28 protein-coding genes and 1 pseudogene are annotated in these 26,288 nt (G+C 48.2%); 17 read left to right on the top strand and 12 right to left on the bottom strand.

The genetic code is table 11. From position 1 onward, the window contains the following. Positions 1–551 precede the first annotated feature (551 nt). The 3 genes from RX717_RS05310 to RX717_RS05300 form a co-directional block, all read right to left on the bottom strand. The gene (locus RX717_RS05310) at positions 552–848 is read right to left on the bottom strand and encodes a hypothetical protein (protein ID WP_159068063.1); all 297 of its coding nucleotides are present in this window, start codon (positions 846–848) and stop codon (positions 552–554) included. 381 nt (positions 849–1,229) lie between these two features. Then, positions 1,230–1,475: a tyrosine-type recombinase/integrase gene (locus RX717_RS05305; protein ID WP_316960607.1), complete on the bottom strand. Its 246-nt coding sequence runs from the start codon at positions 1,473–1,475 to the stop codon at positions 1,230–1,232. Further along, a complete protein-coding gene (locus tag RX717_RS05300) occupies positions 1,445–2,068 on the bottom strand; it encodes a tyrosine-type recombinase/integrase (protein WP_316960606.1) in 624 nt (207 codons plus the stop codon). Before RX717_RS05300 ends, RX717_RS05305 begins: the two co-directional genes overlap by 31 nt. 672 nt (positions 2,069–2,740) lie before the next feature. Here RX717_RS05300 and RX717_RS05295 point away from each other — a divergent pair. The 7 genes and pseudogenes from RX717_RS05295 (at position 2,741) to RX717_RS15925 (ending at position 6,333) form a co-directional block, all read left to right on the top strand. Next, positions 2,741–3,235, top strand: coding sequence for a hypothetical protein (locus RX717_RS05295; RefSeq protein WP_242977812.1), 495 nt, complete (start codon positions 2,741–2,743; stop codon positions 3,233–3,235). A 54-nt stretch (positions 3,236–3,289) separates the two neighbouring features. After that, positions 3,290–3,880: a MobP3 family relaxase gene (mobP3, locus tag RX717_RS05290; RefSeq protein WP_316960605.1), complete on the top strand. Its 591-nt coding sequence runs from the start codon at positions 3,290–3,292 to the stop codon at positions 3,878–3,880. Then, positions 3,837–4,157 (top strand): tetratricopeptide repeat protein, encoded by a 321-nt coding sequence (locus RX717_RS05285; protein WP_242977814.1) that lies wholly within the window; start codon positions 3,837–3,839, stop codon positions 4,155–4,157. The genes mobP3 and RX717_RS05285 overlap by 44 nt, the downstream gene beginning before the upstream one ends. Then, a pseudogene (locus RX717_RS05280) lies at positions 4,154–4,270 on the top strand (tyrosine-type recombinase/integrase); the annotation flags it as partial. The gene RX717_RS05285 and the pseudogene RX717_RS05280, both read left to right, overlap by 4 nt. 355 nt (positions 4,271–4,625) lie before the next feature. Then, on the top strand, positions 4,626–5,078 hold the full coding sequence (locus RX717_RS05275; protein WP_242977815.1) for a site-specific integrase: 453 nt from the start codon (positions 4,626–4,628) through the stop codon (positions 5,076–5,078). Continuing rightward, on the top strand, positions 5,071–5,772 hold the full coding sequence (locus tag RX717_RS15930) for an N-terminal phage integrase SAM-like domain-containing protein (protein WP_407923212.1): 702 nt from the start codon (positions 5,071–5,073) through the stop codon (positions 5,770–5,772). The genes RX717_RS05275 and RX717_RS15930 overlap by 8 nt, the downstream gene beginning before the upstream one ends. Positions 5,773–5,889: 117 nt before the next feature. Beyond that, positions 5,890–6,333: a tyrosine-type recombinase/integrase gene (locus RX717_RS15925; RefSeq protein ID WP_407923213.1), complete on the top strand. Its 444-nt coding sequence runs from the start codon at positions 5,890–5,892 to the stop codon at positions 6,331–6,333. A gap of 213 nt (positions 6,334–6,546) precedes the next feature. On the opposite strand, the gene RX717_RS05265 is transcribed toward RX717_RS15925, so the two are convergent. From RX717_RS05265 to RX717_RS05225, 9 genes are all read right to left on the bottom strand, one after another. Further along, positions 6,547–7,128: a 4Fe-4S binding protein gene (locus RX717_RS05265; RefSeq protein ID WP_107630788.1), complete on the bottom strand. Its 582-nt coding sequence runs from the start codon at positions 7,126–7,128 to the stop codon at positions 6,547–6,549. Beyond that, a complete protein-coding gene (locus RX717_RS05260; protein ID WP_054326881.1) occupies positions 7,125–7,334 on the bottom strand; it encodes an ATP-binding protein in 210 nt (69 codons plus the stop codon). Before RX717_RS05260 ends, RX717_RS05265 begins: the two co-directional genes overlap by 4 nt. A gap of 268 nt (positions 7,335–7,602) precedes the next feature. Further along, on the bottom strand, positions 7,603–8,838 hold the full coding sequence (locus RX717_RS05255) for an alpha/beta hydrolase (RefSeq protein WP_242977816.1): 1,236 nt from the start codon (positions 8,836–8,838) through the stop codon (positions 7,603–7,605). Between the two features lie 46 nt (positions 8,839–8,884). Further along, positions 8,885–9,076 carry a hypothetical protein gene (locus RX717_RS05250; protein WP_174887847.1) on the bottom strand — a complete coding sequence of 64 codons (192 nt, stop codon included), beginning with the start codon at positions 9,074–9,076 and terminating at the stop codon, positions 8,885–8,887. Between the two features lie 463 nt (positions 9,077–9,539). Next, positions 9,540–9,728, bottom strand: a complete 189-nt coding sequence (locus RX717_RS05245; protein WP_316960656.1) for a metallophosphoesterase family protein — start codon at positions 9,726–9,728, stop codon at positions 9,540–9,542. A 68-nt stretch (positions 9,729–9,796) separates the two neighbouring features. Then, on the bottom strand, positions 9,797–10,207 hold the full coding sequence (locus RX717_RS05240; RefSeq protein WP_107630789.1) for a peptide deformylase: 411 nt from the start codon (positions 10,205–10,207) through the stop codon (positions 9,797–9,799). Positions 10,208–10,303: 96 nt separating this feature from the next. Further along, the gene (locus tag RX717_RS05235; RefSeq protein ID WP_242977817.1) at positions 10,304–10,510 is read right to left on the bottom strand and encodes a hypothetical protein; all 207 of its coding nucleotides are present in this window, start codon (positions 10,508–10,510) and stop codon (positions 10,304–10,306) included. An 846-nt stretch (positions 10,511–11,356) separates the two neighbouring features. Further along, positions 11,357–11,983 (bottom strand): hypothetical protein, encoded by a 627-nt coding sequence (locus RX717_RS05230; protein WP_107630790.1) that lies wholly within the window; start codon positions 11,981–11,983, stop codon positions 11,357–11,359. 183 nt (positions 11,984–12,166) lie between these two features. Then, the gene (locus tag RX717_RS05225; protein WP_242977818.1) at positions 12,167–12,445 is read right to left on the bottom strand and encodes a hypothetical protein; all 279 of its coding nucleotides are present in this window, start codon (positions 12,443–12,445) and stop codon (positions 12,167–12,169) included. A gap of 502 nt (positions 12,446–12,947) precedes the next feature. Here RX717_RS05225 and RX717_RS05220 point away from each other — a divergent pair. The 10 genes from RX717_RS05220 (at position 12,948) to RX717_RS05175 (ending at position 26,286) form a co-directional block, all read left to right on the top strand. Continuing rightward, positions 12,948–13,136 carry a helix-turn-helix domain-containing protein gene (locus tag RX717_RS05220; protein ID WP_107630791.1) on the top strand — a complete coding sequence of 63 codons (189 nt, stop codon included), beginning with the start codon at positions 12,948–12,950 and terminating at the stop codon, positions 13,134–13,136. A 96-nt stretch (positions 13,137–13,232) separates the two neighbouring features. After that, positions 13,233–14,948 carry a phosphoadenosine phosphosulfate reductase domain-containing protein gene (locus RX717_RS05215; protein ID WP_107630792.1) on the top strand — a complete coding sequence of 572 codons (1,716 nt, stop codon included), beginning with the start codon at positions 13,233–13,235 and terminating at the stop codon, positions 14,946–14,948. Positions 14,949–14,969: 21 nt separating this feature from the next. Next, on the top strand, positions 14,970–15,860 hold the full coding sequence (locus RX717_RS05210) for a DUF4007 family protein (protein WP_256291391.1): 891 nt from the start codon (positions 14,970–14,972) through the stop codon (positions 15,858–15,860). Positions 15,861–15,878: 18 nt separating this feature from the next. After that, on the top strand, positions 15,879–19,496 hold the full coding sequence (locus RX717_RS05205) for a restriction endonuclease subunit S (RefSeq protein ID WP_316960604.1): 3,618 nt from the start codon (positions 15,879–15,881) through the stop codon (positions 19,494–19,496). A gap of 10 nt (positions 19,497–19,506) precedes the next feature. Continuing rightward, a complete protein-coding gene (locus RX717_RS05200) occupies positions 19,507–20,652 on the top strand; it encodes an aminotransferase class V-fold PLP-dependent enzyme (protein ID WP_316960603.1) in 1,146 nt (381 codons plus the stop codon). A 12-nt stretch (positions 20,653–20,664) separates the two neighbouring features. Next, complete coding sequence (locus RX717_RS05195; RefSeq protein WP_316960602.1) at positions 20,665–22,896, top strand: DEAD/DEAH box helicase family protein; 2,232 nt, start codon at positions 20,665–20,667, stop codon at positions 22,894–22,896. After that, entirely contained in the window at positions 22,877–23,047 is a 171-nt protein-coding gene (locus tag RX717_RS05190; RefSeq protein WP_204210509.1) for a hypothetical protein, read from the top strand. Before RX717_RS05195 ends, RX717_RS05190 begins: the two co-directional genes overlap by 20 nt. Beyond that, positions 23,029–25,011: an AAA family ATPase gene (locus tag RX717_RS05185; protein ID WP_316960601.1), complete on the top strand. Its 1,983-nt coding sequence runs from the start codon at positions 23,029–23,031 to the stop codon at positions 25,009–25,011. The genes RX717_RS05190 and RX717_RS05185 overlap by 19 nt, the downstream gene beginning before the upstream one ends. A 12-nt stretch (positions 25,012–25,023) precedes the next feature. Continuing rightward, entirely contained in the window at positions 25,024–25,551 is a 528-nt protein-coding gene (locus RX717_RS05180) for a hypothetical protein (RefSeq protein ID WP_316960600.1), read from the top strand. Positions 25,552–25,665: 114 nt separating this feature from the next. Beyond that, a complete protein-coding gene (locus tag RX717_RS05175; RefSeq protein ID WP_316960599.1) occupies positions 25,666–26,286 on the top strand; it encodes a sigma factor in 621 nt (206 codons plus the stop codon). The last annotated feature ends 2 nt before the right edge of the window (positions 26,287–26,288 follow it).

The following is a 26,288-nucleotide window of genomic DNA, read 5'->3' as shown; positions in this document are numbered from 1 at the left end:
GTGGTCAAACCCGATTTTGCGAGCGTTTTTCAACCGTAGGATTTCCACCACAAGCTACTGTCCCAAGGACTTCCGGAATTTCTCTTTTGAGGGGAATGGATAGGTCGTCTATCTTCCCAAATAAGTACTGAAAAGTTTTTTGTATTATTTCCGCTTGTTTTTTTGCTGTTTCCACTCCATCTCATTTGCCTTCTATCACTCTTTGAAAGTGCTGGCACAGAAGATGAGTACACAATAGCCACGGAATATATACGGTAGCCGTCCCATGGCTGGCCGGTATTGAGGGCATTCTCGCTTAACAGCAGAACGCTCTCTTCCGTGTCGGTTGCGGCGGCCTCGGTGTCCAGCACCCGCCATTTCAAACCGCCGTAATAAACATAGTCCTATCCGTTCTGGCCGTCGTCTGCCTTTTGGTGAACCGGGTAGTCCTAGAGGTTCCCCACCCCGGACAGGTTCACTCTGCCTGTTGCAGGTGCGGCGATAGCTGCCGTGGGCAACAGTCCAAGCACCATCACGATGGTGAGCAGCGACGCCCAGGGCCGTCTAAATCGTTATTTCATCGCCTCTGTTCTCCTTTTGTATGACCCCGTATTGACGGGGTTGCTCAATGCGGCCATCAGCCGCGCTCTGGCCTCCTGCGTGGTAGACGCAGGAGAGGCCTGTGTCAGATAATCCAGCGCGTCGTTCCAGTCGTGGAGGCTGGCTGCGTCTGCTGGAATATTCTCCAGCGCACGCATCAGTCGCGCCCTCTGCCAGCCGGTGGCACGGGGCAGGTCGGAGAGGTATGCGCAGCCCGCCTTATATGCCAGAAAATCCAGCAGGGGCAGGGCAAGGGCATGGCCCATCAACCACTCACCTCCCTCGCACGAAAAATCACTCTGGCCGGACGGAGCTCCGGCTGTGCTGAAGTCTGCCGTATGAAGTATGTCGACCACCTCCGTCTGTTTCCCTGCCAGTGACAAACTTCATAGTCTGTCTATCAAAAGGGCGGTGCCAGTTAGCAAAGGTTCCGCCGTATGGCATGAAAAACACCCCATGCGGCACATGGGGCGGTAAATCAAGCGCACAAAATAAGGCCAATCAAAAAAGAGGCTTGATTGGCTTGATTTTCCATGCCCCAAACCAGCGAATCTCTTGCGCTCCCGTGATTTCCATGCTAAAATGTCCCTGTGAATATGTACTCTGCCGGTTGGGTTTCTGCTAATCTAGGACAAACTATGAAGTTTGTCCTATCCTACCAAACCCAGCCGCTCTAACTGCTTTACATGCTCCGTTCCGGTGGAGATCAGGTAGATGCGGGTCGTCTCCATGCTGGAATGACCCAGCACGTCAGCGAGCTTGGCAACGTCCCTGCAAACTTTATAAAATGTCCGGGCGAACAGGTGCCGCAGATTGTGGGGGAACACTTTGGACGGGGCTACCCCAGCCGCTTTACACAAGGCCTTCATCTCTGCCCAAATCTGCTTTCGGGACATGGGCTTTCCGTTTCTGGTGAGGGGAAGAGCTCGCCGGAGGCGGTTTTGTTTTTTCGGGCGAATTTGAGCAGCTTTTTCCGTAGCTTACTGGGGATGAGAATAGTGCGCACCTTCCCCTTGAGGGCGATCTCCGCCCGTCCTTTCTGCACGGCCTCCACAGTGAGATAGCGTACCTCGCTCACACGGATGCCGGTGGCGCAGATGGCCTCCATGAGCAGGGCCAGCCGCTCCCTGCCTTGAGCGTGGGCAGTAGTCAGCAGGCGGTCGTACTCCGCGCGGGTCAGTTCCCTGCTGTCATCCCGAAACAAGCGACGCTGAAGCCGCAGAGTCTTGACCTGGCAATCCTGCCAGTCCATAAAAGCAAAGAAACGGTTTAGACTACCCAGCATGGCGTTGATGGTAGCAGGGGCGTAGCCTGCCGTCACCAGATACGCTTTCCATCCAGCCGCCACCTCTTTCGTCACCTCTCCTCTGCCCAGCCACGCCGCAAAGGTGCGGACGTGACGAACGTAGTTCTCTATGGTGCCGGGGCTGCGCTCCTCCTCGTACAGGTTTTGAGAGAACGCTTCGATCTGCTGACTAGTGATACTCATGAGCAAAACCCTCCTGTGAAAAAGATGTCCTTATTTTACCGTAGGGTAGCTTTGCTATGCACTGCGGAATCACCTAGAACATCAATATCGGAACGGTTAAAAATTTGCGCCGCATAAACAATGAAAGACCAGGCTGATTTCAGCCTGGTCTACTTTTACTTTCTTGTGAATAGTCCTGCCCGCCGCCTGTATAGATGGAAAGGCAAAACATTGAGGTATCGTTCTCCTAGGGCTGTGTCCTGTGGAATTGGCGGTGTAAGGTTTCCTGCGGCAGTGTGAAAAACACAAACCCGCCAGTGCTGGCCCAGCATCCAGGCCATTGGCAACGCGGTTGGGATGAGTGAGAATACTGCGCGCAAATACTTCTGGCAACGGAAGGGGGGCCTGCCCCTCCCGACAGCTTGGGGCCGCTGTTCCCACTGCTTGGACGACAAATCTTCGGTCACTCGAACGATTTTCGAGGAACGAAAGATAGGCAGGAGAAAGCCCTGATGCCTTTGTGCGCCTATGCGGTCACCTCCACCCGCAATGCGGGCGGTTTCCGTGGGCGGGGCTGACGCTTTTTCGGAACGCCCAAACTGCGATTGACGCTGTTTCCAGAAAAACAGGCGAATATCCCCGCTGTTGAGGGATACTCGCTGACGCTACGACAGAGTTTGGAGGAATTTGACAATGGATGAAAATAGACATAGACACACTGTTTGGATGGACGATAATGTATGGGTTCATGTGGAGTCCCACTACCAGAGGGACAACTGTACGACCAAAAACGAATTTATTGAAAAAGCCGTTCGGTTCTACTCTGGCTATCTGGACGCGGAATCTGCCGCTGCTTACCTGCTTCGTGCCCTATCCGATGTGCTGGAGGGCAAGCTGGGCGCCCTGGGCAAACGGATGGGACGCCTGCTAGCGGTGGAGCAGAGTCTCATGGAGAATGTCCTGGCCGCCGACATAGACACTGGATCTGGATCAGCTGAGAAAAACCCTGGTCCGATGCGCCAAAGAAGTAAAAGAAATCAACTTCGAAGACGCGCTTCTTTTCCAGAGAGGGGGCTGAGTGATGCTGGGACTGCTCCAGAAGTCGGGCTACATCAGACCCTGAAACGGCAGCGACTACTTGGAATATATGGCGGAGCGCCCCCGCTCCCACGGACTGTTTTCTGCTGACGGTCCTGCCGATCTGGAAAAACCATGGAGGAGATCAACGGGCATACCGGGCTGGTGTGGACCTTCGTCAACTCCCTGAAACGGGAGGACGCCCACCGGCTGTGCTATGAGAACAGCGAGAGCTGGCGCCGGTTATTGCTAGCCCATCAGACGGAACTGGCCCAAGCAATGAAAATCTTGCCCAGCAACTTCCGATGGTATGCCGCCTTCCACGACAAGAAGCACCACCCTCACATCCACATGATGGTCTGGTCGGCGGATCCCCAGCAGGGTTTTCTAACGGAAAAAGGTATCGAGAAGATGCGCTCCCAGCTGTCCAATGAGATCTTCCGTGACGAGCTTCCGTCTCTGCATCAGCAGAAAGATCTGTTCTACAGCCAAGTGCGGGACGCGGCAATGGAGGCCATGGGACGGCTCATCTGGAGGATGGAGACAGGCCTGTATCACAACCCTGCCATCGCAGAGCGGATGGATACGCTGGCTGGGATGCTGGAGGACCACAAGGTCAAAAAGGTCTATGGCTACCTGAAAAAGCCAATAAAGGCCCAGGTGAATGCCATCGTGGATGAGCTGGCCAAGGTCCCTATGGTGGCAGAGTACTATGAACAGTGGAATCAGTCTCGGGACGAGGCAGAGCAGGTGTAGGTGCTGGCGGGACGGGCGAGGCATCCTCCCCGATGACCAGCAGGCGGAGCTGTGGTTCCGGCGGGCGGCTGACGCGGGATATAACTTCGCCCAGTACGCATTGGGGAAGCTTCTGCAAAGCCAAAAGAGAACGGAGGAAGCGGTATCCTGGTATGAAAAAACGGCGGCTCAGGACAACGCCTGCGTCGCCTACCGTCTGGGAAAACTGTATCTGGAAGGAAAAGATGTTCCGAAGGACGTACCAAAAGCGGTGGCCTATCTCACTGAGTCCGCATGACCTTGGGAGAATGGCTGAACCGGTGGATGGAGGACTACGGTGCGGCCACTCTGCGGCCCAACACCTTACGCAGCTACGATCAGTTCATCCGGTGCCATATCAAGCCCTATCTGGGGGATAAGATCGTGTCTTGGGTAGCCCGCATGGACATTCTGAAATTGTATCGAAAGCTGAAACACGAGGGCCGTGTCCTCGAGTACTCGGAATACGGGCACGAGCTGTCAGACACCATGGTACTCCGCATCCACGCCATGGCTCCACCGGTGCCTGAAGGACGCGGAGGCAGCCCATGTGATCGCCCGGGGCCGCGGTGCCCAAGGCCAGCTATAAACCCAAGCAGATCCTCACAAAGGAGCAGGTGGACACCTTCCTGGCGACGGTGGACCGCAACGAGATCTGGCAGGACTTCGACGAGAAGGCCGGACACTGAAGGTCCTTCGGTCGGTGAACGTCCCCAAGGCTGGGGAGTTGGAGATCGGCGAAACAAAGACCAGCCAGGGGCGGCGGACCATCCACCTGCCGCCCAGCACCGTCCAGCGGCTACGGGAACGGAAGAAACATGCCATCAGCCAGTGGAGCTTCCCAAAACCTCTGGCTCCGGAGAAGCCAGTGCGCCCAAGCGCCGCCTACTACTGGATGAAGCGGATCTTAAAAGCGGCGGGACTGCCTGCGATTCGATTCCACGATTTGCGGCACACTTTTGCCACCCACGCCCTCACCAGCAGCGTGGACGCCAAGACCCTGTCCGGCATCTTGGGCCACACCAACGCCAGTTTCACCCTGGACACCTACACCCATGTGACGTCGGACATGCAGCAGGAGGCCAGCCACATCATAGGCGGCTTCCTGGAAAATCTCCTGAGGAAAGGCCTGAAACCGCGGCAGAAAAACAGGCCGGAAGGAGGTGCACGCCATGGCTAAACGGCGAAAAAAGGGCGAGAGTTCCGTCCACCAGCGCAAGGACGGCCGCTGGGAGGGCTGGGTGGTCGTCGGTTACGTCGAGAAAGGCCTGCCCAAAACGAAGAATGTCTTGGCTAAGACGAAACGGGAGTGCCGGGAGAAACTGAGGCAGCTCTGGGAGACGGCGACCGCCCCCAGGACAGAAAAGGTCCGGCCGGAGACACCCTTCGGGGAGTGGCTGGACTTCTGGTATCATAACTACGTCAAGCCCCAGATCCGCCCCACCACCCAGGTGAACTACAAAACGAAGATCTATCAGCACATCCTCCCTGAGCTGGGGAAGATCCCTCTGAACCAGCTGCCCCAGAAGGACCTCCAGCAGTTCTATACCTGGATGAAAACGGCTGGGCGGCTCATCCTCGGCAAGGTGCTCTCCGACTCCATGGCGCGCGGCCTCCACGCCGTCTGCCGGTCCGCGCTGGAGAAAGCGGTGCAGGAGGAACTCCGGCGCTTCTTCATCCAGGCTCAGGCGGAGGGCTATTACGAGCTGTTTCTCCTGGATCTGTGTACCGGCCTGGCGGAGGGGCGAACTGCTGGCCCTCCAGTGGGACGACCTGGACTTCAAAACCAGAACCCTGACCGTAAACAAGCAGATTTACGGGGTGAAGGGATAGCTCCATGGGAGCGTCCCGAAGACCCGCGCCTCCATCCGTAGACTGGGTCCTGCCGCCCTGCGTGGTGGGGATACTGCGGCACTACCGAGAAACGGTGGACTCCCGGTGGATGTTCCCCTCCCCTGTCAAAGAGGACGTGCCCATGACACTGGGGGGCGGTGCGCCGGCGACTCCAGATCATTCCGGAGCGGGCAGGGTGCAAAAGAATCAGATTTCACGATTTACGCCACACCTTTTCCACCTTGCCCTTAGAGAGCGGCATGGATGTGAAGCCCCTCTCCGCCATGCTGGGCCATGTATCGGCGGCCACTACCCTGAACATCTATACCCATGTCACCGGGGATATGCAGAGCAAGACGGCGACCAAGATCGGCCGGGGGCTAGGCAACGAAGTACGGGAGGAATCCGCTCAGTCGGAACAGAGCGTAGCCAAAGACTTCCAGCCGGTGCTGAGAAAGACCTGGACGCCCGGCACCGGGTACATCACCCAGATCAACGACCACCTGTTCGAAGGCCGCTACTCCCCCCCACCTGGCCGGACGGCACCAAGCAATCCAAATGCGTCTACGCCCACCCACGGGAGGAGTGTGAGGCGAAGCTGAAAGTGCTGATTCAGCAGATGAACGCGGCGCGGCAGGCCCGGCGGGATCGGATGCCGGGCATCACCCCGCCGGATAAGCTCACCAAAATCCAGAAGAAGATCTGGATGTAAATAAGGTTCCACCCCGACGCATACGGCGGCAAAATGGTATGAAATGATCTGGGGGATGCCAGGGCGGACGGCGTAAAGCAAGCAGGCCCTTTTGCATATTGTATCAAGGCAAAATGGATCCCTCTTTTACCTTACAGATCAGCTGTGTCATGGTGCCCATGGGACAGTAGACACACCAGCTGCGGGGCTTGAACAGCACCATGGTGATGAGGCCCAGGACGGTAGAGGTCAGCATAACGCTGTAAAAACCGAAAGCAAACTGCGCCACGCCGGGGTGAAAGAGGGTACCGTGGTAAGCCCAGTGCCAGGGGAGCTTAAAGGTCCACAACAGCGTGACCACCTGCCTCAGATCCTGCGCTCCGGCAAATACCAGATAGGTGTTCCACAGCATTAGGAAGAACATTGCGAAGAAAAAAATCAGAAAGCCGTATCGGAAGGCCTTGCTCTTCATCCATTTGGGGATGTCCTTCTTCCGTGACAGGCCAAAGCGTCCGCCCAACAGCCCAAACAGCTGACCTCGGCCGCAATAGCGGTTACAATAGCCCTTTGTCCCACTAACCACAGAGAGCACGAGGGGAATGAAGAAGCACAGCAATCCCAGCCAAGCAAACAGGATGTTGAAAAAGCCCAGCACAAGATAGGTGATGGAGGCGATCCAGAGATAATCATACCAGTGCTTTTTCATGCCTCCACCTCCCGGATCTCGATCACGCTGGCGGGGCATTCCTTGGCACACTTACCGCAGCCCACGCATTTGTCCCCGTTGACCTGAGCCATGACACCCCTGACAATCTCAATCGCCTGCAGGGGACAAACCTTTATACAGCAGCCGCAGGCCACGCAGGACGATTGATCCACAACGGCTCTGCGCCGCTTCTTTCCAGCAACCATGGAATACCTCCTTACTGTTGTTTTTCTATCATACCGCAAATTTATGATCTTCTCGGTGATAAAATCACAGTAGGTGAAGTCTGCTGTATCGATCCGTCACATCTGCTTCAAAAAACAGGCTGTCGGGAAAACTTTGGGATATTCCCCGTACTCACAGCCCACATGCTCCGTGTGGACGTCGTCCATCACCCCCTCTTCCTCTCATACAGCCGCACAGTGCCGGAACCGTTGCCGCAGTTCCACAGTCGGGTGTGGCGTTTATAGCCGTCTACTCGTAGTTGATGAGGAGTTTTTCCGCCTTGGGGCAGGAGATCTCCACCTCCATCTTGGCCCTGAAGGTAGTCTGGACTACCTTCCAATGGATTTCCGCATCCGTCTCCCGGCAGTCAAAGAAGGTGCGGCTGCCAGTCCAGAATTTGCTAAAATTGAATTCATAGTCCTGGCCCTCGTAGTAGAACTGGCCCAGCAGCTTCTGGCCTAGGGCGATGCCGAAGGCCTTGGGATTGCCGCCGCCCACCTCGAACACGCTGTTGGCGAGCCGCTTGCCGGTAACATTGCTCACCAGATCGTTAGAGGACAGCCACACCCAGGGGAAGGTGAAGTCCCCGCCCCAGTTCTTGTCGGCATCGTCGAAGCAATCCTCCGGTCGGACGATGTACTCCTCCCCGTTGAGGTGTACCCAGCCGGAGAAAGCGGTCTTCATCCCCTCGGCGTGCCAAAACAGCTCAAAAGCGTTGAGGGTGCGGAAAAATTTGAAGGCCCCGTAGCCCATGTGGTAGGCCGCCAGCTTGCGGATGTCCAAGTCCCACTCCCTCTCTCCGGCGTCGCCCATCCACTCCAGATGGTCGGCGGCCTCCTCCGCAGTCACGCGAACATGGCCGCTCATGTGGGTTTCCGTGCAGGAACATTCCCCTGCTTTCAGGTCCAGAGGAGCGTCCATGGGAATGGACACTGGCTCCAGGGAAGAAAGCGGTGGGCTGCCCCTTCTCCCCCGGAAGCCCACATTTTCCGTGTAGTCGATCTGGCCCTCCACGTTCTGGTTCAGAGCGCCGTAGACGGTGAGGGTATTGGCAGGCGGATAGTCGCCGTAGAGGTAGTCCCCCAGTAAGATCAGACCGTCCACTTCGTCTGGGGGCTCCGAAACGAATTGAGAGGCCATGGAGTGTCCGGCGATGTGCCAGTGGGAGATATCAGGGAACGCTTCCATCACCTCCGCCGCCGCGTTTACATCGAAGATGGCCATGTAGAAGGGCATCTCCACCTTGGCACTGGGGTAGAAGATGATTGCGGTATCCGTGAAGGAGGACGGGAAGAGGCTGGTCAGGTCGTCCCAAACCTCCAGATGATCTCCGCTGGCCAGTACCTCCAGGGCCACGTCCCCTGCCCTGTAGTAATCGGACACATACCAGAAAAAGCCACCCGCCGCCAGGACCAGCACCGACAGAAAAATGCCAGCAGCGATTTTCCACTTCTTGTGGCAGGGTTTTTCCGTTGATTGTTCCATTGCGCTCACTTCCCCTCCAACAGTTCGGTGCCTGGCCCCTAGGCCATCAAAGCCCACGCACCGGCTTGGGCGGGTGTTGGCGGCGTGGTCCAGCAGGGGGCTGGGCCTGCCGCTCCGTGTCCATACACAGATCCAATGCCAGCATATCCTCCCAGACCCGGTTGAGAAAAGCCACCTCCCTGCGCCCATGGGTTCGGATCACCTCGACCGTCCCTGCCCGATCCAAATAGTCCGCCACCAGCTCCTGAGAAACTCCGGCGACGGTGAGGCGTCCAGAACACCCTCCGGAACAGGCTGGGGAGGGGCGTCACATCATAGTGGACGAAGTGTACCGGCTGTGGCAGTGGACGGCTAGGAGACACGGTTTCCTCGCAGAGTGATGATAGGAGGTCCCAGCAGGACCTCCTGTCCAGCTCGGCGCCATAGGGAGGGCGGTCTCCGCTTCAAAAACCGCTGGAGGGGAAAGGTCAGCCCCAGCACCATCATGTCGCCTCGTGGGGAGTGGTGATCTTCTCCACCTGAAAGATCCCGTTCTCCGCCTCCGCCATCATCATGGTGATCTCCTGATGGAACCGCCGGAGACCACAGGAGCCGGGGGTACAGCCAGAGGCGGCTGTCCTTCTCCTCCTGGAAATACTTATGAGAGTGGTCGAACACCACCGCGTCGATACTGGGGAGCTCTGCCGTGACCTCTTTTTTTGTTATGCACCATGTAAAAAGACACCCCGCCAAGGGTGACAGTGAGGGTGTGGGGTAGGTCTTCCGCCCCCCTTGTCGTTGTTGCCTCGGACGGCGTACAACGGTGCGTACTGCCGAAGCTGGTCCACGATTTCCTGCCGGTTGATGTCCCCAGCGTGGAGGATGGCGTCGGCGGTCTTCAGGCATCCCATCACTTCCGGCCGCAACAGGCCGTGGGTGTCAGAGAGAATGGCAATGTTCACAGGCTGCGCCCCCTTACTTAAATGATGATGCCCTCGCAGTGGTCGATCTCATGCTGGATGATCTGGGCTGTCCAGCCGGTGAAGGTTTTCAGCCGCTCTTGAAACTTCTCATTTTGCCAGCGCACCTTGATGGCACTCCACCGCTGGGCTGAGTGGGTGCCGGTGAGGGAAATGCGGCCCTCCTCCGCCTGATAAGGCCCTGACTTTTTGATGATCTCCGGGTTGAACATGACCATATAGATCCCCTCGTTATCAAAGGTGATGATCCGCTTGTTCACGCCGATCATGTTGGCCGCCATACCCACGCAGCCGTCTTTGTGGTGCTCCAGGGTTTCAAGCAGATCAGCCGCCATCCGCAGGCCCCCCGGCGTGGCGGGTACCGCCTTCTGGGGCAGAAATGCTGCGTCTTTGCAGATTTCTCGAGCCATAATTGGTTCTCCTTGTGTGCCTGAATGACGGTGGCGTAGAGGTCCCAGGTATCAGACAACTCATAAAACCGCCAACCTACGTCGGCAATCAGAGCGTTATTTTCCCCCGCCGCCCTGTGACAGCTTTCGGGCCATCTCGTCGTAGGCCCAGCCCTTGGCCGCCAGCTTGGCTCCGCCCCTCTGGTAGGCCCAGGTGGCAAACAGAATGGGCACCGCCCCGTTTTGCCGGCAAAGCTGCTCCACACTGGAGCAGAAACTCTTGGGGGAGGTGATGGGGTCGTGGCTCATCTCCTGGAGCATCACATAGTTCCACTTCTCCTTTTGGAGCGCCACCTGGGGCTGTTTGCCCAGCTTGGTGTTGAGGCTCAGCTGTTCCGACAGCCGCGCCCGCCCCGGATGTGGTGGACCACCTCCGCCCCGGTCAGTTCAGCCAGCATTTTCGGCATATTGTTGGTGAAGGTAAAGTTGTTGCCCAGAATGAGGATCCGTATGACACTGCTCCTTGCTCGATTATTTCACTGCTTTCAACTGCCATTATACAAGGCTCGGTCGGGAGGAACGAGGCTGGGACGCGCGATGGTCCTATCAGATTTTGCGATGAAAGATTCAAAGATAGGGCCGTAGACGTGTGCGGTAGTCGAAATTGGATGGTCATGACCCCATATTTCAAAAATTGTACAGTTTGCCTTTGCCTCTTTTCGGAACGAATCCTCAAAACTAATTTGACCACGTTTGATATCCTGTTTGTATAAAACACCAGATACATTGTTGTCCAAAAAGTTCCAAAAACCGTCTCAAAACATCAATTTTGAGACGGTTTTTGGCCCGAGTGGGGAGACTCGAACTCTCGGCATCTTGCTCCCAAACGGTTAAACTAAATTTTTTGTGGTTATTTCTAATTGGTTTTAACCATTTCCGCTACATTTCACTCACTCTTTGACGCTCTTAATTCCACTGTTCCCGAGTGCTCCGGCGCTGTCTGTGGTCAAACATGTGGTCAAAGAGCCCTTCTTGACCAAGCGCGGCATCCGTTGCCGCCGCCTGTCCAGAAGGGCTCTTTTTCATGTTCGGGGTTTGAGGTATTGTACCTCTGGCAAAGCCTCAATGCAAGTCGTTTCTGCTCCTCAGGCGTATCAGTTTTTAGCACGCCTAAACAAAGAATACATCCCGTCGAAAACACCTGGGGCACTCTTCATCCGGCTCCAATTCAATCTCATCATGGGGATGTGGATTGCAGGCCAGAAGATCCAGCAGCTTCTGTCGGAGTTCTCTTTCACCCAACTGAGAGCAGGACAGGAGAATGTCTTCCTGGGGGCTGCCCACATAGGCACTCTGAAAAAGTTGTCGAGCCAAGCGATCATCTGTCTTCAGGCACTCCAGCAAACGAGGACGGATATATCCGGACAGGCAGAGATCATACAGTTCATTTCCCAGCAAAAAATATGCTGCCTCTGGATCCTGAAGGTGACTCTCTGCTGTGTCCAGCAGGAGTTTCATCATCTGAATCGCAGTTTCCGCATCGTGCTCACCCGTTTCCACCAAGAGATCCATGGCATCCATCTCGGACAGTTCCTCTGCTGACCAGCATCTGACAGCCTCCGGAAAGGCGAAGATGAGCAAATCCCGACAGGCCCACTCATTTTCGGAAAAATCCCACCGGCGCACCATGTCCTCCAGCTCACTCCAGGAAAAGCTGCGTGGAGTTTCCTCCTCCTCATCATCAAAGGTGTCCGTCACTGTGATGGTGAACGAAATAGAGGGTGTGGCCGACTGCATCAGTTTGGCTTTTTCCGAGGGATGAAGAGACGAGATTGCACCAAAATCACCGCATCAGCCGCACTCCCAGCGATTGCCCCGAATCATCACAGAACTGCCGCAGTGCGGGCATCGAATTGTCGCCATAGACTCTGCCTCCCTTCCTACTGCCATTGTAATGAGGAATAGTGTTTCTGACAAGTCTTATCGGCTCAGCATCCAGTTACTGCCGGCAGTGATGCGCTCCACGCTATGGACAAAGTGGTTTCCTTGGTTGAATTGAAACACCGCATCAATCCCCTTGCTCTGGTAATAAGCCAGTATCGCCTCGGTGTTCTCTTGGACTGTCCGTAAAACAGGATTTCGGGTCTTGCTCTCCTTGTCTCCCAGAAAAAAGCAGGCACATTCCGGACAGCGCTTTGGCTCATGGGAAAAGATGTAATCCTTCATTTCGGGGGACCAGAGGGAGCTGTAGATAGTCATCTGCACCATCCGTTAAGGGATCGGCATTTTTGAAAGCAGGCAAGCTGTCCCAAGGTACCATGTCGTGGTTCAAGTCCAGATCACCGATGGCAGCCAAGGTAAATGTCGGGTAGCCAGTGGCCTGTGCGACCTCATATACAGGTGTTAAGGTAGATAATCGGTGCGTCTGGAACGGGATGCGGAAAGATGAATGCAATCTTACTATTTACCACAGAGATGCTCAATTAAATTCACCTGCTTTTTATTTGTCTGCTCTGTTTGTCGTGAGTAATTTTACATAGCAACATAGAGCAGAACTGGGGACTGTCGAATATTAGTAGTAACCGATTGTAATTGTTCGCTAAATGGTATATAATGATTCCAACCTACTTGGCGCATTAGGCTATCACATTAATATCAACTGTGCAGATGCAGGGGCTGTTTCTTTTATATTGGCGTCAGCTGTATCTAATGTAGCCCTCCTTTTATGGTAGGGCTGTTTTGTTTTGATGGAGTGTGAAATATGGATTATATTTCGATTGCCCAAGCCGCTGAAAAATGGGGAATCACCCGCCGACGGGTTCAGGTTCTATGCTCGCAAGGAAGGATTCCGGGTTTGACGAAGTTCGGGAAGTCTTGGGCTATTCCTAAGGATGCCGAAAAGCCTATGGATGCGCGTAAGAAGTGTATTCAGATCCAAGAAAAGAAGTGATTGGGTGTCCTGTTTATCGGACCGCAAATATGTTACACTGAGCCTATTATAGGGGTAGCGTATATTTTATAATACTGATGTGTAGGAGAAGCAAACATGTGGTGTAAAACCTGCCGTATAGAAACCAACGAGGAACTCTGCCCAATTTGCGGCTCAGTAACAATTGAAGATCTTCCTACTGAGGTATATTGGTGTGCGCATTGTGCCGTTCCCGTCATCCAAGTAGAAAACCAAGCAGACAAGGGATTTTGTCCCCTATGCGGAAGAAAAATGAAGTATCTTGCCGCAGACCTGAGACCCGTATTTCCAGAGGAACGCTTGTTGCTTGAACTGCTTTTAGGAAAGAAGCCATTTTCGTATGTTGATAAATCTGTATGGGCATCAAATAGCCGATACTACATCGATGGGAAGTCGCTTTCTATCTCAAGTAAAACCTTCCAAGAAGCAGATACTGATGTCTTACGTCAAAAGATCGAACAATATAAAGGGCAGAATACATATGAGTATTTTGACCATCATATTGCTCATTTTGTTAATGCAAATCAATTAAGGTTGCATTATCTCAAAGATGAAGCGTACTCTTTTATCAAAAAAGCAGCAGAAAAATTCGATGAAGAACATATTGTTTTATCATTTTCTGGCGGTAAGGATTCAACAGTGACAGCAGACATCGTTATAAAGGCACTTAGCAATCCAAGTTTAGTCCATATTTTTGGCGATACAACTTTAGAATTCCCGTCGACAATTAAGTATGCGACAAGATATAGAGAAAATCACCCTCTCGCAATTTTTCAAATTGCAAAGAATCGAGAGCAAGTTTTTTATGATGTTTGTGAAGATATCGGTCCTCCTGCGAGAATGATGCGCTGGTGTTGCTCTATGTTTAAAACAGGGCCTATTACAAGAGTTATCAACAGCTTGTATCGAAATCAGCAAATCCTGACCTTTTATGGAATAAGAAAATCAGAATCTGTCAGTCGAAGTAAGTACAATAGAATTGAAGATGATGCTGAATCCGTCAAGATTCAACAGCAGACAGTTGCCTCTCCCATCTTTTTCTGGAAAGATTTTGACATTTGGCTGTACATTCTATCGGAGGAGGTAGACTTTAACGACGCTTATAGATTGGGATATGATCGTGTTGGCTGTTGGTGCTGTCCAAATAACAACCAGCGTGCGCAATTTTTATCCAGAATTTATATGCCGGAACAATCTAACAAGTGGCGAGAGTTTCTTATAAATTTTGCAAAAAAAATTGGCAAACCAGATGCAATAACATATGTCGACACCGGAAAATGGAAAGCCCGACAGGGCGGGAATGGCTTAGCGGCAGCTGGCGATATAAAAATCCGATTTACTAATTGTACTGCAGAGGACCACGCAAAGATTTACAGTTTGCTGCGTCCTTTAGATGATGAGTTAATCGGTATGTTTACCCCATTTGGGAGAGTGGCTCCGGAATTAGGACAGAAACTGCTGAATGAGGTATTAGTTCTTGATATGAAAACCAATGTGCCTATCATTTCCATTCAGCCGTTTGGACAAGATGGGTATGAACATGCTGTTAAAGTTAAAACGATGAATGTTGTGGATCATGAGTCTTTGCAGCGTATGATTGGATATCAGATCCGCAAGTTTAACGCTTGTCGTAAGTGCCTAAAGTGTGAGTCGCTATGTCGTGCTGGAGCCATTTCCATTATAGGTGATAATTATTATATCAACCCTGACAAGTGTGTTCGCTGCAAAATGTGTGTTACTGCTAAGTATTTGGACGGCGGTTGCATGATGGATAAATATCTGAGAACGAAGTAAGACATTTGGAGGTACGTACCAATGGCTATGAAATTTCGTGCCCATGATACATTTTTTATAAGAAAAGGTTGGCTGAACAAGGGCATGAAGCATGTCCATAATAGAGCGGATGTTTTTGTCGCACGGGACGAAAATCCAACGGATATACTTGGTATCGGCACAAATATGGTAAAAGCCCTACGTTACTGGCTGCAGGCTGTTGGGGTAACACAAGAACCAGCCGCTGGCCGGCGCATCCAGCACTTTACAGACCTGGGTGCTCTGATTTATGAACATGACCGCTACATTGAAGAACTTGGAACTCTGCATCTTTTACATTACAAATTAGCATCTAACCAAGAGGATGCTACTTCGTGGTACTTTTTTTTCAATGAGTTTAAAATGAGTGAATTTACCAAAGAAGATTTTGTTTCAGCTTTACAAAACTATGTACTGATGAGCGGTGAAGATATTTCAGTTGCTCTGCGGTCTCTTAACGATGACTTCACATGCATTATAAACACATATTTGCCGAGATACAAATCAAACCCCGGAAAGGTATCACCTGAAAACAATATAGATTGTCCATTCGGTGAACTGGGATTTATTGATATACTAAGCAAGGAAAAGCGCACTTATAAAAAGTCAATCCCATCAGCAAAGAGTTTTAATCCTTGGGTAATCCTTGCTGTAATTGTTGATCAAGTACACGGAAGAGAAGAAATTACTTTAAATGAACTTTTGACTGCTCCATGTAATATTGGGCGCATTTTTAATCTCGACGCCATTACAATGCTTGATATACTTCACCATGTAGAAAAGGCGGGCGAACTGAAGATTATTAGAACAGCGGGCTTGGATATAGTCCGATTAAATCATCAACGAACCTTCCAAGAATGCGTAGATATGTATTACGCAAGTATTGAAGAGTAAGATTAGGAGAAATCAGACATGAGCAACATGATTTCTGTCGCTTCGGGCTTCCAGTATTCCGTAAATATTGGATATGACCTGAATAATGACGATAAACTCAAAAACTTTATACCGACCCAATCGGCCCTTACTCTTCTCGAAGATATTCTTCTGAGCACTCGGATTGCTTCTACTGATAGAGCTCGAGTATTAATTGGTGCCTATGGCAAGGGAAAGTCCCATATTATTTTGATGATTCTTTCCATGCTTATGAAAAAGGATCTTTCTCTATTTGAGAAACTTCTGCCTAAGCTTGAAGCGAACAAACTTCTCTATCAGTACGTTTTGAATTACTATGAAAGCAATCAAAAACTTTTGCCGGTAATTATCAATGGAAGCAATACCAGTCTTCCACAAGCCTTTCTTTTGGCTCTCCAGAGAACATTGGCAGAGAATGAGTTGCTGGATATCATGCCTGAGACTAATTACAAAGCCGCAGTAGCGGTGATCCAGAGATGGAAGTCAGATTTTCCCGTCACCTATACTCAGCTGGAAAAGGCTATCGATGAACCAATTAAGAAATTTATTGAGGATCTTGAGGATTATAGTATTACTGCATATGAAAAATTCGAACGTATTTACCCGACATTGACTGCGGGCAGCGTATTCAGCCCATTCCTTGGCTTTGATGTTGTTGAACTGTACGAAAGTGCGGTGCGGGGGCTGCGTTCGAAAGGATATACTGGCATTTATGTAGTATACGATGAATTTAGCAAATTCTTAGAAGCGAACATTTCAGAGGCATCTGTCAGCGACACAAAAATGCTTCAAGATTTTGCCGAAAAGTGCAATCGCAGCGGCGAATATCAGATGCATTTGATGCTGATTTCACATAAGGAAATTGCCAATTATATTGATACACTACCGAAACAGAAAGTAGATGGCTGGCGGGGCGTATCTGAACGATTCAAACACATCCATCTTAATAATAATTTTGCTCAAACTTACGAAATAATAGCCTCTGTTATCCAAAAGGACGCTACCCTTTGGGCAGAGTTCTGCCAGCAGCATAAAAAAGAGTTTGATAGTGTAAAGCATCGTTACGCAAACCATGCAATTTTTATAGATGCAACCAAAAAGGATGTAAAACGCATCCTATATACTTGTTATCCCCTCCATCCTGTTTCTACATTTATTCTGCCGAGACTTTCTGAGCGTGTTGCTCAAAATGAAAGAACATTATTTACATTTCTATCTGCAGATGGCACATCTACGCTACCACAATTCCTCGCAGATTATGATGACAAATACTTTGATGTAATTACCCCGGATGAAATCTATGATTACTTTGAGCCGCTATTTAGAAAAGAGGTTTATACCGGCCAAATTCATCAAACATATTTGCTGACCACAGCTATTCTGTCAAAACTGCAGCAAGGCTCTCTGGAAAGCAAAATTGTGAAAGCTTTATCCCTTATTTACATTCTGGAACAATTTGAGAAGCTGAAACCAACAAAAGACGAAATTGTTGGCATTTTTTCTATTAATTATACTGTGGGAGAAATTGAGAGAGCGATTGCGAATTTAATAGAAAAAGAATATGTTATTTATTTAAAGCGCAGCAATGACTATTTGCGTCTGAAGCAAACCTCGGGCGTTGATATTGGTCAGAAAATCCGTGACACTGTTGCCGCTCTATCTGGTAAAGTTTCGGCGAAGAAAACTTTGAATTCCTCAAACTTTGACAATTATATTTACCCCTCTCGTTATAACGACGAAAGAGAGATGACTCGCTATTTTGCTTTTGAGTTTATCGAAGAGGAAGAAGTTCGTTTAGATGTAGAGTGGACAACAAAGAGTGAGACAATCGACGCTGATGGGGTCGTGTATGGGATTATTCCTAAGAGCGATGATTCCATTAGCCGTTTACATCAAGTACTTGTTCAGTCCAGCGTAGGACACCCACGTTTTATCTTTATTCTGCCGAAAAAATACAAAGAGATTACGGATATTATCCAAGAATTTAACGCAGTTGCTCTATTGAGGGATCAAGCGTCCGGAGATAAGGTCCTCTTTGATGAATATGAAGTAGTCTATGAGGATCTTCGCGAGGTAATTTCCGACTTCATAGGTACTTATACGCATCCTGAAAACTTTAAGTCCAGCTACATCTACATGGGTGAAGAGAAAACAATCACTCGAAAGGCTGCGCTTACAGGTTTGACATCGGACATTTGCGATAATGTATATTCGCTCACTCCCATTATTAACAACGAAGCGATCAATCGCAATGATATCACTTCTATTGCTAACAATAGTAGAAGTAAGATTATTGCGGGTTTGCTGAGAAATGTGTTAGAACCGAACCTGGGGCTATCTGGATCTGGCCAGGAGGTCTCCATCATGAGAAGCACACTCTTGCGGACAAGTATTCTCGTTACAGATAATGGGTTTATTCGCATTAACCTAAATCCGCAGGATGATTTAATTAGAAATATGCTGGAGACGATAGTGGGATTTATCCAGGAAACTAAGGCTTCTGGCACCATATCTCTTGGAGTGTTGTACCGCCGTCTGGTAGCTCCGGAAAATCATATCGGTTTACGCAAAGGTCTTATCCCCATTTATCTTGCTGCAGTGTTTCACGAGTTTAAGCAGGAACTAATTCTGCAAGACAGATTCGGACAAGTTCCTATGACTGCCGATATATTGCTCCAAATAAATGCTAATCCCGAAGGGTTTACTTTGGCATATCTGGACTGGGATCCCGAAAAGGCGGAGTTTACCCAACAACTTGCAGATGTTTTCTCTGATTATGTAATTGACGCTGAAAAACTGGTTAACGCATATGATTATGTTGTGTCAGCAATGAAACGCTGGTATATGGCATTACCTAAATATGCAAAGGAACTCAAGCGTAGCGTAAAAGGCCAAAAGGTGGATAAGCGCTATGTAGCTATGCTACGATTGTTAAAGAACAATGCTGGTGGGCATGAATTGTTATTCGATAAACTTCCAACAGCCTTTGGCTATACAGACCAATTTAGCATTGGATTAGCGGAAAAAATCACTGCTGCAAAAAAATACTATGACCAATGTATAGCGCAACTTAAAAAGGATCTAATTTATACAGTTAAAGAGATTTTTTCCACATCACAGACTGTTAACAGCCTAAAAGCTGCTTCTCTGACATCTGTAATCAGAGATTGGTGTGAGAGTCTTGATGATAAAGTATTTGAGCAGATATTTACAGATGGAACAGAAAAATGTCTGGCTCTGTTTAAAACAGCAACGAACGACGAAGAGACACTCGTTGCTCGTCTTGCAAAAACAGCCACAGATCTCCGCTTAGAGGACTGGGATGGTAGCACATATGAGCGCTTTGTTGCTAATATAAAAAAATATAAAGCAACCTCAGAAGCATACAAGAGCATGGATACTTCTACACAAGAAGTAGTAGCGGCAGATGCTTATCAGGTTACATTCATCGGTGAAAACGGCGAAGCTGTTACAAAGAGGTTTTCTCGTATCGATTATAGTGGGAGAGGTCAACTCTTGTACAATCAGGTCACAGGTGCTTTGGATTCTATGGGACAATCCATCTCTGAGCAAGAAAAGCGACAAATCCTTATGGATATACTGAAAGAATTTTGTTAGGAGGGAAAAGATGGCCTACTTCGATAATGCGGCGACAACCTATCCCAAGCCAGAGGTGGTCTATACCAGTATGGATCAGTTTTATAGATTGAATGGTGCCAATGCGGGAAGAGGCCGTTATAACCTCGCACAGGGTGCCAATGCCCTGATTGGTGAAACCAGGGCATTGGTACAAGAACTTCTGCACTGCCCTGCAAAACAAGTGGTCTTTACTCCTACTGCAACGATAGCGCTGAACATTATTATTCAGGGACTGATTCGTAATGGAGTCCAGACAATCTATATAAGCCCATTTGAACATAATGCAGTAACTCGGACTCTGCATTATTTCCAAAAAGATGGTACTATTATCGTTCACCAGCTGGCTGTTTCGCGTGATTTTAAATATGACCTGGACAGAACAAAATATCAATTTGAATCAGAACGTCCAGATTTAGTAATTGTAAGTCATGCGAGCAATGTATTTGGATTGATTGCGCCCGTAACAGAAATTTGTTCATTGGCTAAAAACTTTGGCGCTGCCACTGTCATAGATATGGCACAGACTGCGGGTCTTGTGGACTGTAATCTCAGCCTCAACATATTTGATTTTGCTGTTTTTGCAGGACACAAAACCCTGTATGGGCCTACAGGAATTTCGGGGTTTGTTATGGACCCTTCTATTGACTTGCCTCCAGTTCTATTTGGTGGCACGGGATTTGAGTCTGCTAACCAGAATATGCCCTTAAGCGTACCAGAAAGATATGAAATGGGAACAATGAACATCTCAGGCATTGCTGGCTTAAACGCGGCAATAAAATGGGGGCTGGGGTGCGGCATTGAAGAAATCTGGGAAAAAGAGCAGGAACACCGAAAGAAATTGATTGCGCTGTTACAAGAATATTGGTTTATTAAAATTATCGGTAATTATCCCGACAGCAATTATGTGGGAATCGTTTCTTGTTTGATTGAAGGTATTAGTAGTGATAGTGCGGGAGACATTTTTGACCGTTGTGGCGTTGCTGTTAGAACGGGACTGCAATGTGCGCCACTGGCACATCAATTTGCTGGAACGCATCCAGCTGGAACGATTCGGTTTAGTGTAGGCTACTTCACCTCAGAAGAAGATTTTGAGGAACTCCGGCAAGCTCTCGATTACATTGAAGAAAATCTGTGAGGAACGCAAAATATGAGCTTTCAGGATCATACCGTAAAAACCGAATATCGCTCTTTGATTGACAATGTGGTGCAGAAATTTTATGTCCCACTACTCAAAGAAGCTGTGTCATATAAGAGGGCTGTAGGCTTTTTTTCATCGTCTTCTCTCATTGAAATTTCTAAAGGTATCGCTGATCTTGCTTGCCGGGGCGGTAGAATCCAGATTGTTGCTTCACCTTATCTGTCCGATGATGATATTGAAGCAATTAAAAAAGGATATGCAGATCGCGATGAAATTATTGAAGCTGCTTTGTTAGGGCAGCTGTCAGATGAACAGACCGACTATTATTCCATGGAGCGGCTAAACCTCTTGGCAAATCTCATTGCAACCGGCATTTTAGATATAAAAATAGCTTATACAGAGGACGCAAGAGGAATCGGAATGTACCATGAAAAAATGGGAATTATCGAGGATGCGGAAGGGAATAAAGTTGCGTTTTCTGGTTCAATGAACGAATCTTCCACCGCCATGTCCCTGAATTATGAAACTATTGATGTATTTCGTAGTTGGCACGATAAAAGCGAAACAGAACGTGTTCAATTGAAGGAAAATGCGTTTTGTTCGATCTGGAATGACTGTGAGCCAAGTATTCGAGTTCTGGAATTTCCTCAAATAACGAATGCCTTAATAGAGAAATACAGAAAGAAGGCACCTAATTTCAACATTGATCAAGAACAGTTTCCTCCTCGAAAAGAAAGAATGCAATTGACAGCTACTTCTGCAACAACTCATGATGTGGTTGGTGCCAGGATACCACCAGATATAACCCTGCATGATTACCAAAAGCAAGCAATTTCTGTATGGGTAGGAGAAAACTATCGCGGCATTTTTGATATGGCAACGGGTACTGGAAAAACATTTACAGGTTTGGGAGCTATTTCGAAAATATCTGAAGACTTAAACGATGAACTCGCAGTCATTATTGTTTGTCCCTATCAGCATCTGGTTGAGCAATGGGTAGATGATATCGTAAAGTTCAACATTCAGCCTATTATTGGCTACAGTAGCTCATCTCAAAAAGATTGGAAAAAGAGATTATCTAAGGCGGTCCGGGATCAAAAGCTACGAAGCGAAAAGAGTTTCTTTTGCTTTATTTGCACCAACGCAACATTTACAAGCACTTTTGTCCAGGAGCAGATTGGAAAAATAAAAAGCCAGACCCTTCTCGTAGTGGACGAAGCGCATAACTTTGGTGCGAGAAGCTACGCAAGGTTATTAGATGAACGCTTCACTTATCGGCTTGCACTGTCTGCTACATTGGAACGACATCGTGATGAGGAAGGCACAGCTATTCTTTATAGTTTCTTCGGGAAGAAGTGTATTGAGTATAGTCTTGAGCGAGCAATTGAGGAAGAGAAACTTACGCCTTACAAGTACCACCCTATCCTTGTTTACTTAAATGATGAGGAACTCGAAAAATATGAGCAACTTTCTTACGAAATATCCCGCCATGTAATCAAAGGAAAATCTGGAAAGGTTAAGTTGGATAGCTATGGTAAGATACTCGCTATTCAGCGTTCTCGTATTGTTGCAGCCGCAGCTCTAAAGCTTACTCGGCTTAAAGAAGTTATTACGCCATATGAGGACGAGCATTTCCTGTTGGTATACTGTGGAGCCACAAATGTCTTATCACTAAATGCTGATAATTCGGATGTGGATGAAGGAGATATCAAACAGATTGAAGCTGTCACAAGAATGCTTGGCAATGAGCTTAAAATGAAAGTATCTAAGTTTACGGCTGAGGAAAATATTGAAGAGCGTAACGCTATAAAGCAGCACTTTAAAGATGGTGATGATTTGCAGGCTATTGTTGCCATCAAATGTTTGGATGAAGGTGTAAATATTCCAGGCATTCGTACTGCTTTTATTTTGGCAAGTAGTACCAATCCTAAAGAGTATATCCAAAGGCGTGGCCGCGTGTTAAGAAAGTCTCCTGAAACAGGCAAGGAGTTTGCGGAAATTTATGATTTTATAACATTGCCTCGGCCCTTGGATGAAGTATCCGGTTTGACAGAAGAGCAAATGCGAAGAGAGCTGTCCCTCGTTAAGAACGAATTGACGAGAGTATCGGAGTTCGGACGGTTGTCTATGAACTCTATGGAAGCCTCTAAATTGATTTGGGAAATCTGTGATTGTTATGGATTGCCCTACGATTTGAATGATAACAAAAAGGAGGAGCCATATGGAGACATCGAAATTTGACCTTGATCAGAAGGCAATCGATCGCCTGAAACGGAAGATTGTTATTGCTGAAAACACAAATTTGCGCACCAAAAACAAGACGGATGCTCAAATGATTCGTGATATCAAGAAGTGGATAGAGGAGGAAGTTCAATGCTGCTCCAATCAATAGAATTGCAGAACTTTCGACAGTTCATCAACGAAAAGATAGATTTCTCCACTGATCCTGAACGAAATGTTACTCTCATTATTGGCGAAAACGGCACAGGTAAAACTACATTTGCACAGGCATTTTTCTGGTGTCTCTATGGAGAAACTGATTTTACTGACAAGATTATGCTCAACAGAGTCCTTGCTGAGCAGATGACGCCGGATCAAAAAATTACTGTCAAAGTTGTTCTCAGGCTCATTCACGGCAGTGCAGCTTATGAGATCGTTCGAACACAAGAATATAAGAAATCCTACAGTAACAAAGTGGCAGGTGCGAACACAGTGTTAAACATAGCGGTCAAATCCGCTGATGGAAATACCCGCTACTTGAAGCAGCTTGAATGCGAAGCTGAAATCAAAAAAATTCTTCCTAAGGAGCTTTCAAATTACTTTTTCTTTGACGGTGAACGCATTGAAAAAATGAGTAAGGAGATTGCCAGCGGAAGAAAGAGCAGCGGTTTTTCAAACGCTGTTGTGGGACTGACCGGATTGAAAGCTACATTGGCTGCATTGGGACATATTGCGCCCACCAGAACAAATTCAGTCATGGGAAAATTCAACGAGGCCTATACTGGTGATAGCAGTGGCAAAATTCAGCAACTTTCGAAGCGAATCGATGAACTTCAGAGAGAGCTTGAACAAATTACCAAGCGCTTGGTTGAAATCGACGAGGAGATTGATGCAGCATCATCTGCAAAAGCCAAGTTTAAACAGGATATCAAACAATATTCCGATGGTGAAAAGCTGCAAAATGAAAGAGATCACTTGACAGCAGAATTACAAAAGCTCAAAAAATTGAGAGCACAATTCATTAAAGAAAGCTGCAAGAAGTTCAATGATGGAGTAACTGTGTTTCTCTCGCTTTCACTCGTACATAGAGCACTGGAAGTCCTTTCTCACAGTGATTTTAGCGGGAAAGATATCCCAGAAATGCATTCTAAGACCATCGAGTTTTTGCTGAAGCGCGGCACATGCATTTGCGGGACTCATCTTGACCCCGGCACCATCCCTTACAACAAGGTCATGGAGCTGATGGATTATCTGCCTCCGCAGTCTATTGGCGTAACGGTCGGTCAATTTGTAAAGGACTCTCGTTCTAAATACAGCAGAGAAGTTTGTTTATACCAAGATATTGCTGAACAGGTCAGTTTGATTAGCCAGCAAGAAGAATCCATTGCAGATCTTGAAGAACAATTGTCTATTATTAGTGAAAAACTTGATGGCGATGATGTTCGGGAACAGGTCAAGAAGCTGAATGCGCAAATACGGGCTTGTGCAGATACCATTTCTAAGCACAGAGCTGAGCAGCAGCAATTGCTCCGTAAGCAAGGTGCTTTTGAAGAGGAAAAGAAGCAGAAAGAGAATAGCCGGTCTGAACTCTCTCTCCTTGACAAAAACAACCAGATGATTGAGTTGTACAAAGCCTATACTCAGAGAATTTATGATGAATTGAATGTAGAATACAAGCAAAAGGAAGCGCAAATCAGAGCAAAGCTGCAGATGTACATCAATGAGATCTTTAAGGCCATTTATGATGGAGGCTTGTCTCTTACAATTGATGAGCATTACAATATTTCCGTCTATGTGACTGACTTTGGTGGTGGAGTTGAGACGTCTACTGCCCAGAGTATTTCTGTTATTTTTGCATTTATCTCGGCGATCATCAAAATGGCAAGAGAAAATCAGCTTGAGAATGGTGACGAAGCATACTCTGAGCCGTATCCTCTGGTCATGGATGCTCCGCTGTCTGCTTTTGATAAGCGTAGAATTAAGGCAATTTGCGCTGCAATTCCAGAAACAGCGGAACAAGTTATCATTTTCATCAAGGACACAGATGGTGAGCTGGCAGAAGAACACCTTGGCACCAAAGTAATGACCCGTCATTACTTTGAAAAAATCGATGAGTTTCATACTCGTCTGCTATAAGGGGGTGTCATTATGTTTGATAAACAGTATCGTTTTACAGGAAGCCATGCAGAAAAGGTTAGCGCATTGACATCTATTTTTGACGAGGTTGCAAAGGCAAAGATCTTTGAGCGCAATCTGGATGTTTACATGAATGCACCCTTGATTGGATTTCTTTTTAAACGGAAGGGGACTAAAAACTCCGATGGCGCTGTAGCGGACCAGAATATCTTCCCAGAGCAGCTTATAAACAACTCTGAGCAATTGAAATACATCTTCCGCCTTATACTCATTTTGGATACCCAGCACGAGCCTGATGAGGAAGCACGGTTAGATAAGGCCTTCCGTCGTTTTGGAGCAGATGAGGCTGATATTCAATTGTTTGATTCCTATGTGCTTGGTGGAATTGATGTTTTGTACGAAAAACTCGTTGACGGTTCAACAGATCCCGCCGAATACATTAACCGTATGTATGATTTTGTAGAAGAATTCAATGAAAGATTTAATGAAGGCATTACCAGTAAAGATATTATGGACCTGTGTCGTGCTAATACAAAATAGGATATAGACTCCGAAGAAAGGGGTGTCTGGGATGTCTAAAGTTTCAGACTGTCAAAAACTACTGATTTCTGAATCTGAGAAAAAGGTTTCTTGACTTTTGACGATATCATGGCTATGTCGGACACCTACTCCCTGTCTGTATCTGAAGTTGATCAACTAAGCGAAGCGCTTGAAATTCGCGGAATTATAATCTATGAAACTGCACCTATTGGAAAAGATGTAGACCATTTTGAGGACTACAGCAGAATAGATTATGAGGCCATTTTCAAGGAAATCATCTCGTTATCGCCAGATCTTGAATATGTGGTTGAACTTATCAGGCAATTGCCTCCGCCACAGTACGGCGAGATCTCTGCTCTTACTATGCAGACTGCTTCAGGAAATGCATATGCCAGAGAACGCCTGATACTCATCCACTTGCGAGTTGCGTTGAAGATTGCGCTTTCAATGGCCAAATCACACCAATATGATATTATAGATGCGGTATCTGCCGGATTTGTGGGATTGGTCATTGCGGTCGATAGATTTGACCCGGATGGATTTTCGACTTTTCAGTCATATGCATCTTTGTGGATACAAGAGAATACACGCCTATCTGGATGGAGTATTACTTTCCTGCTCACTATAAAGAAAAAATGCTTCCGGCTTACGAACGCTACCTTAACCACTGGTGTGGTGATTGCATACCCTGTAGAATTTGCGAAACCCTTGTTTCTGAAATCGCAGATAACTTAGAG

Source organism: Intestinibacillus sp. NTUH-41-i26 (genome assembly GCF_032769475.1).
GTDB lineage: Bacteria > Bacillota > Clostridia > Oscillospirales > Butyricicoccaceae > Agathobaculum > Agathobaculum ammoniilyticum.
The sequence above is the reverse complement of the archived record's forward strand: the minus strand, read 5'-3'. Positions and strand labels throughout refer to the sequence as shown.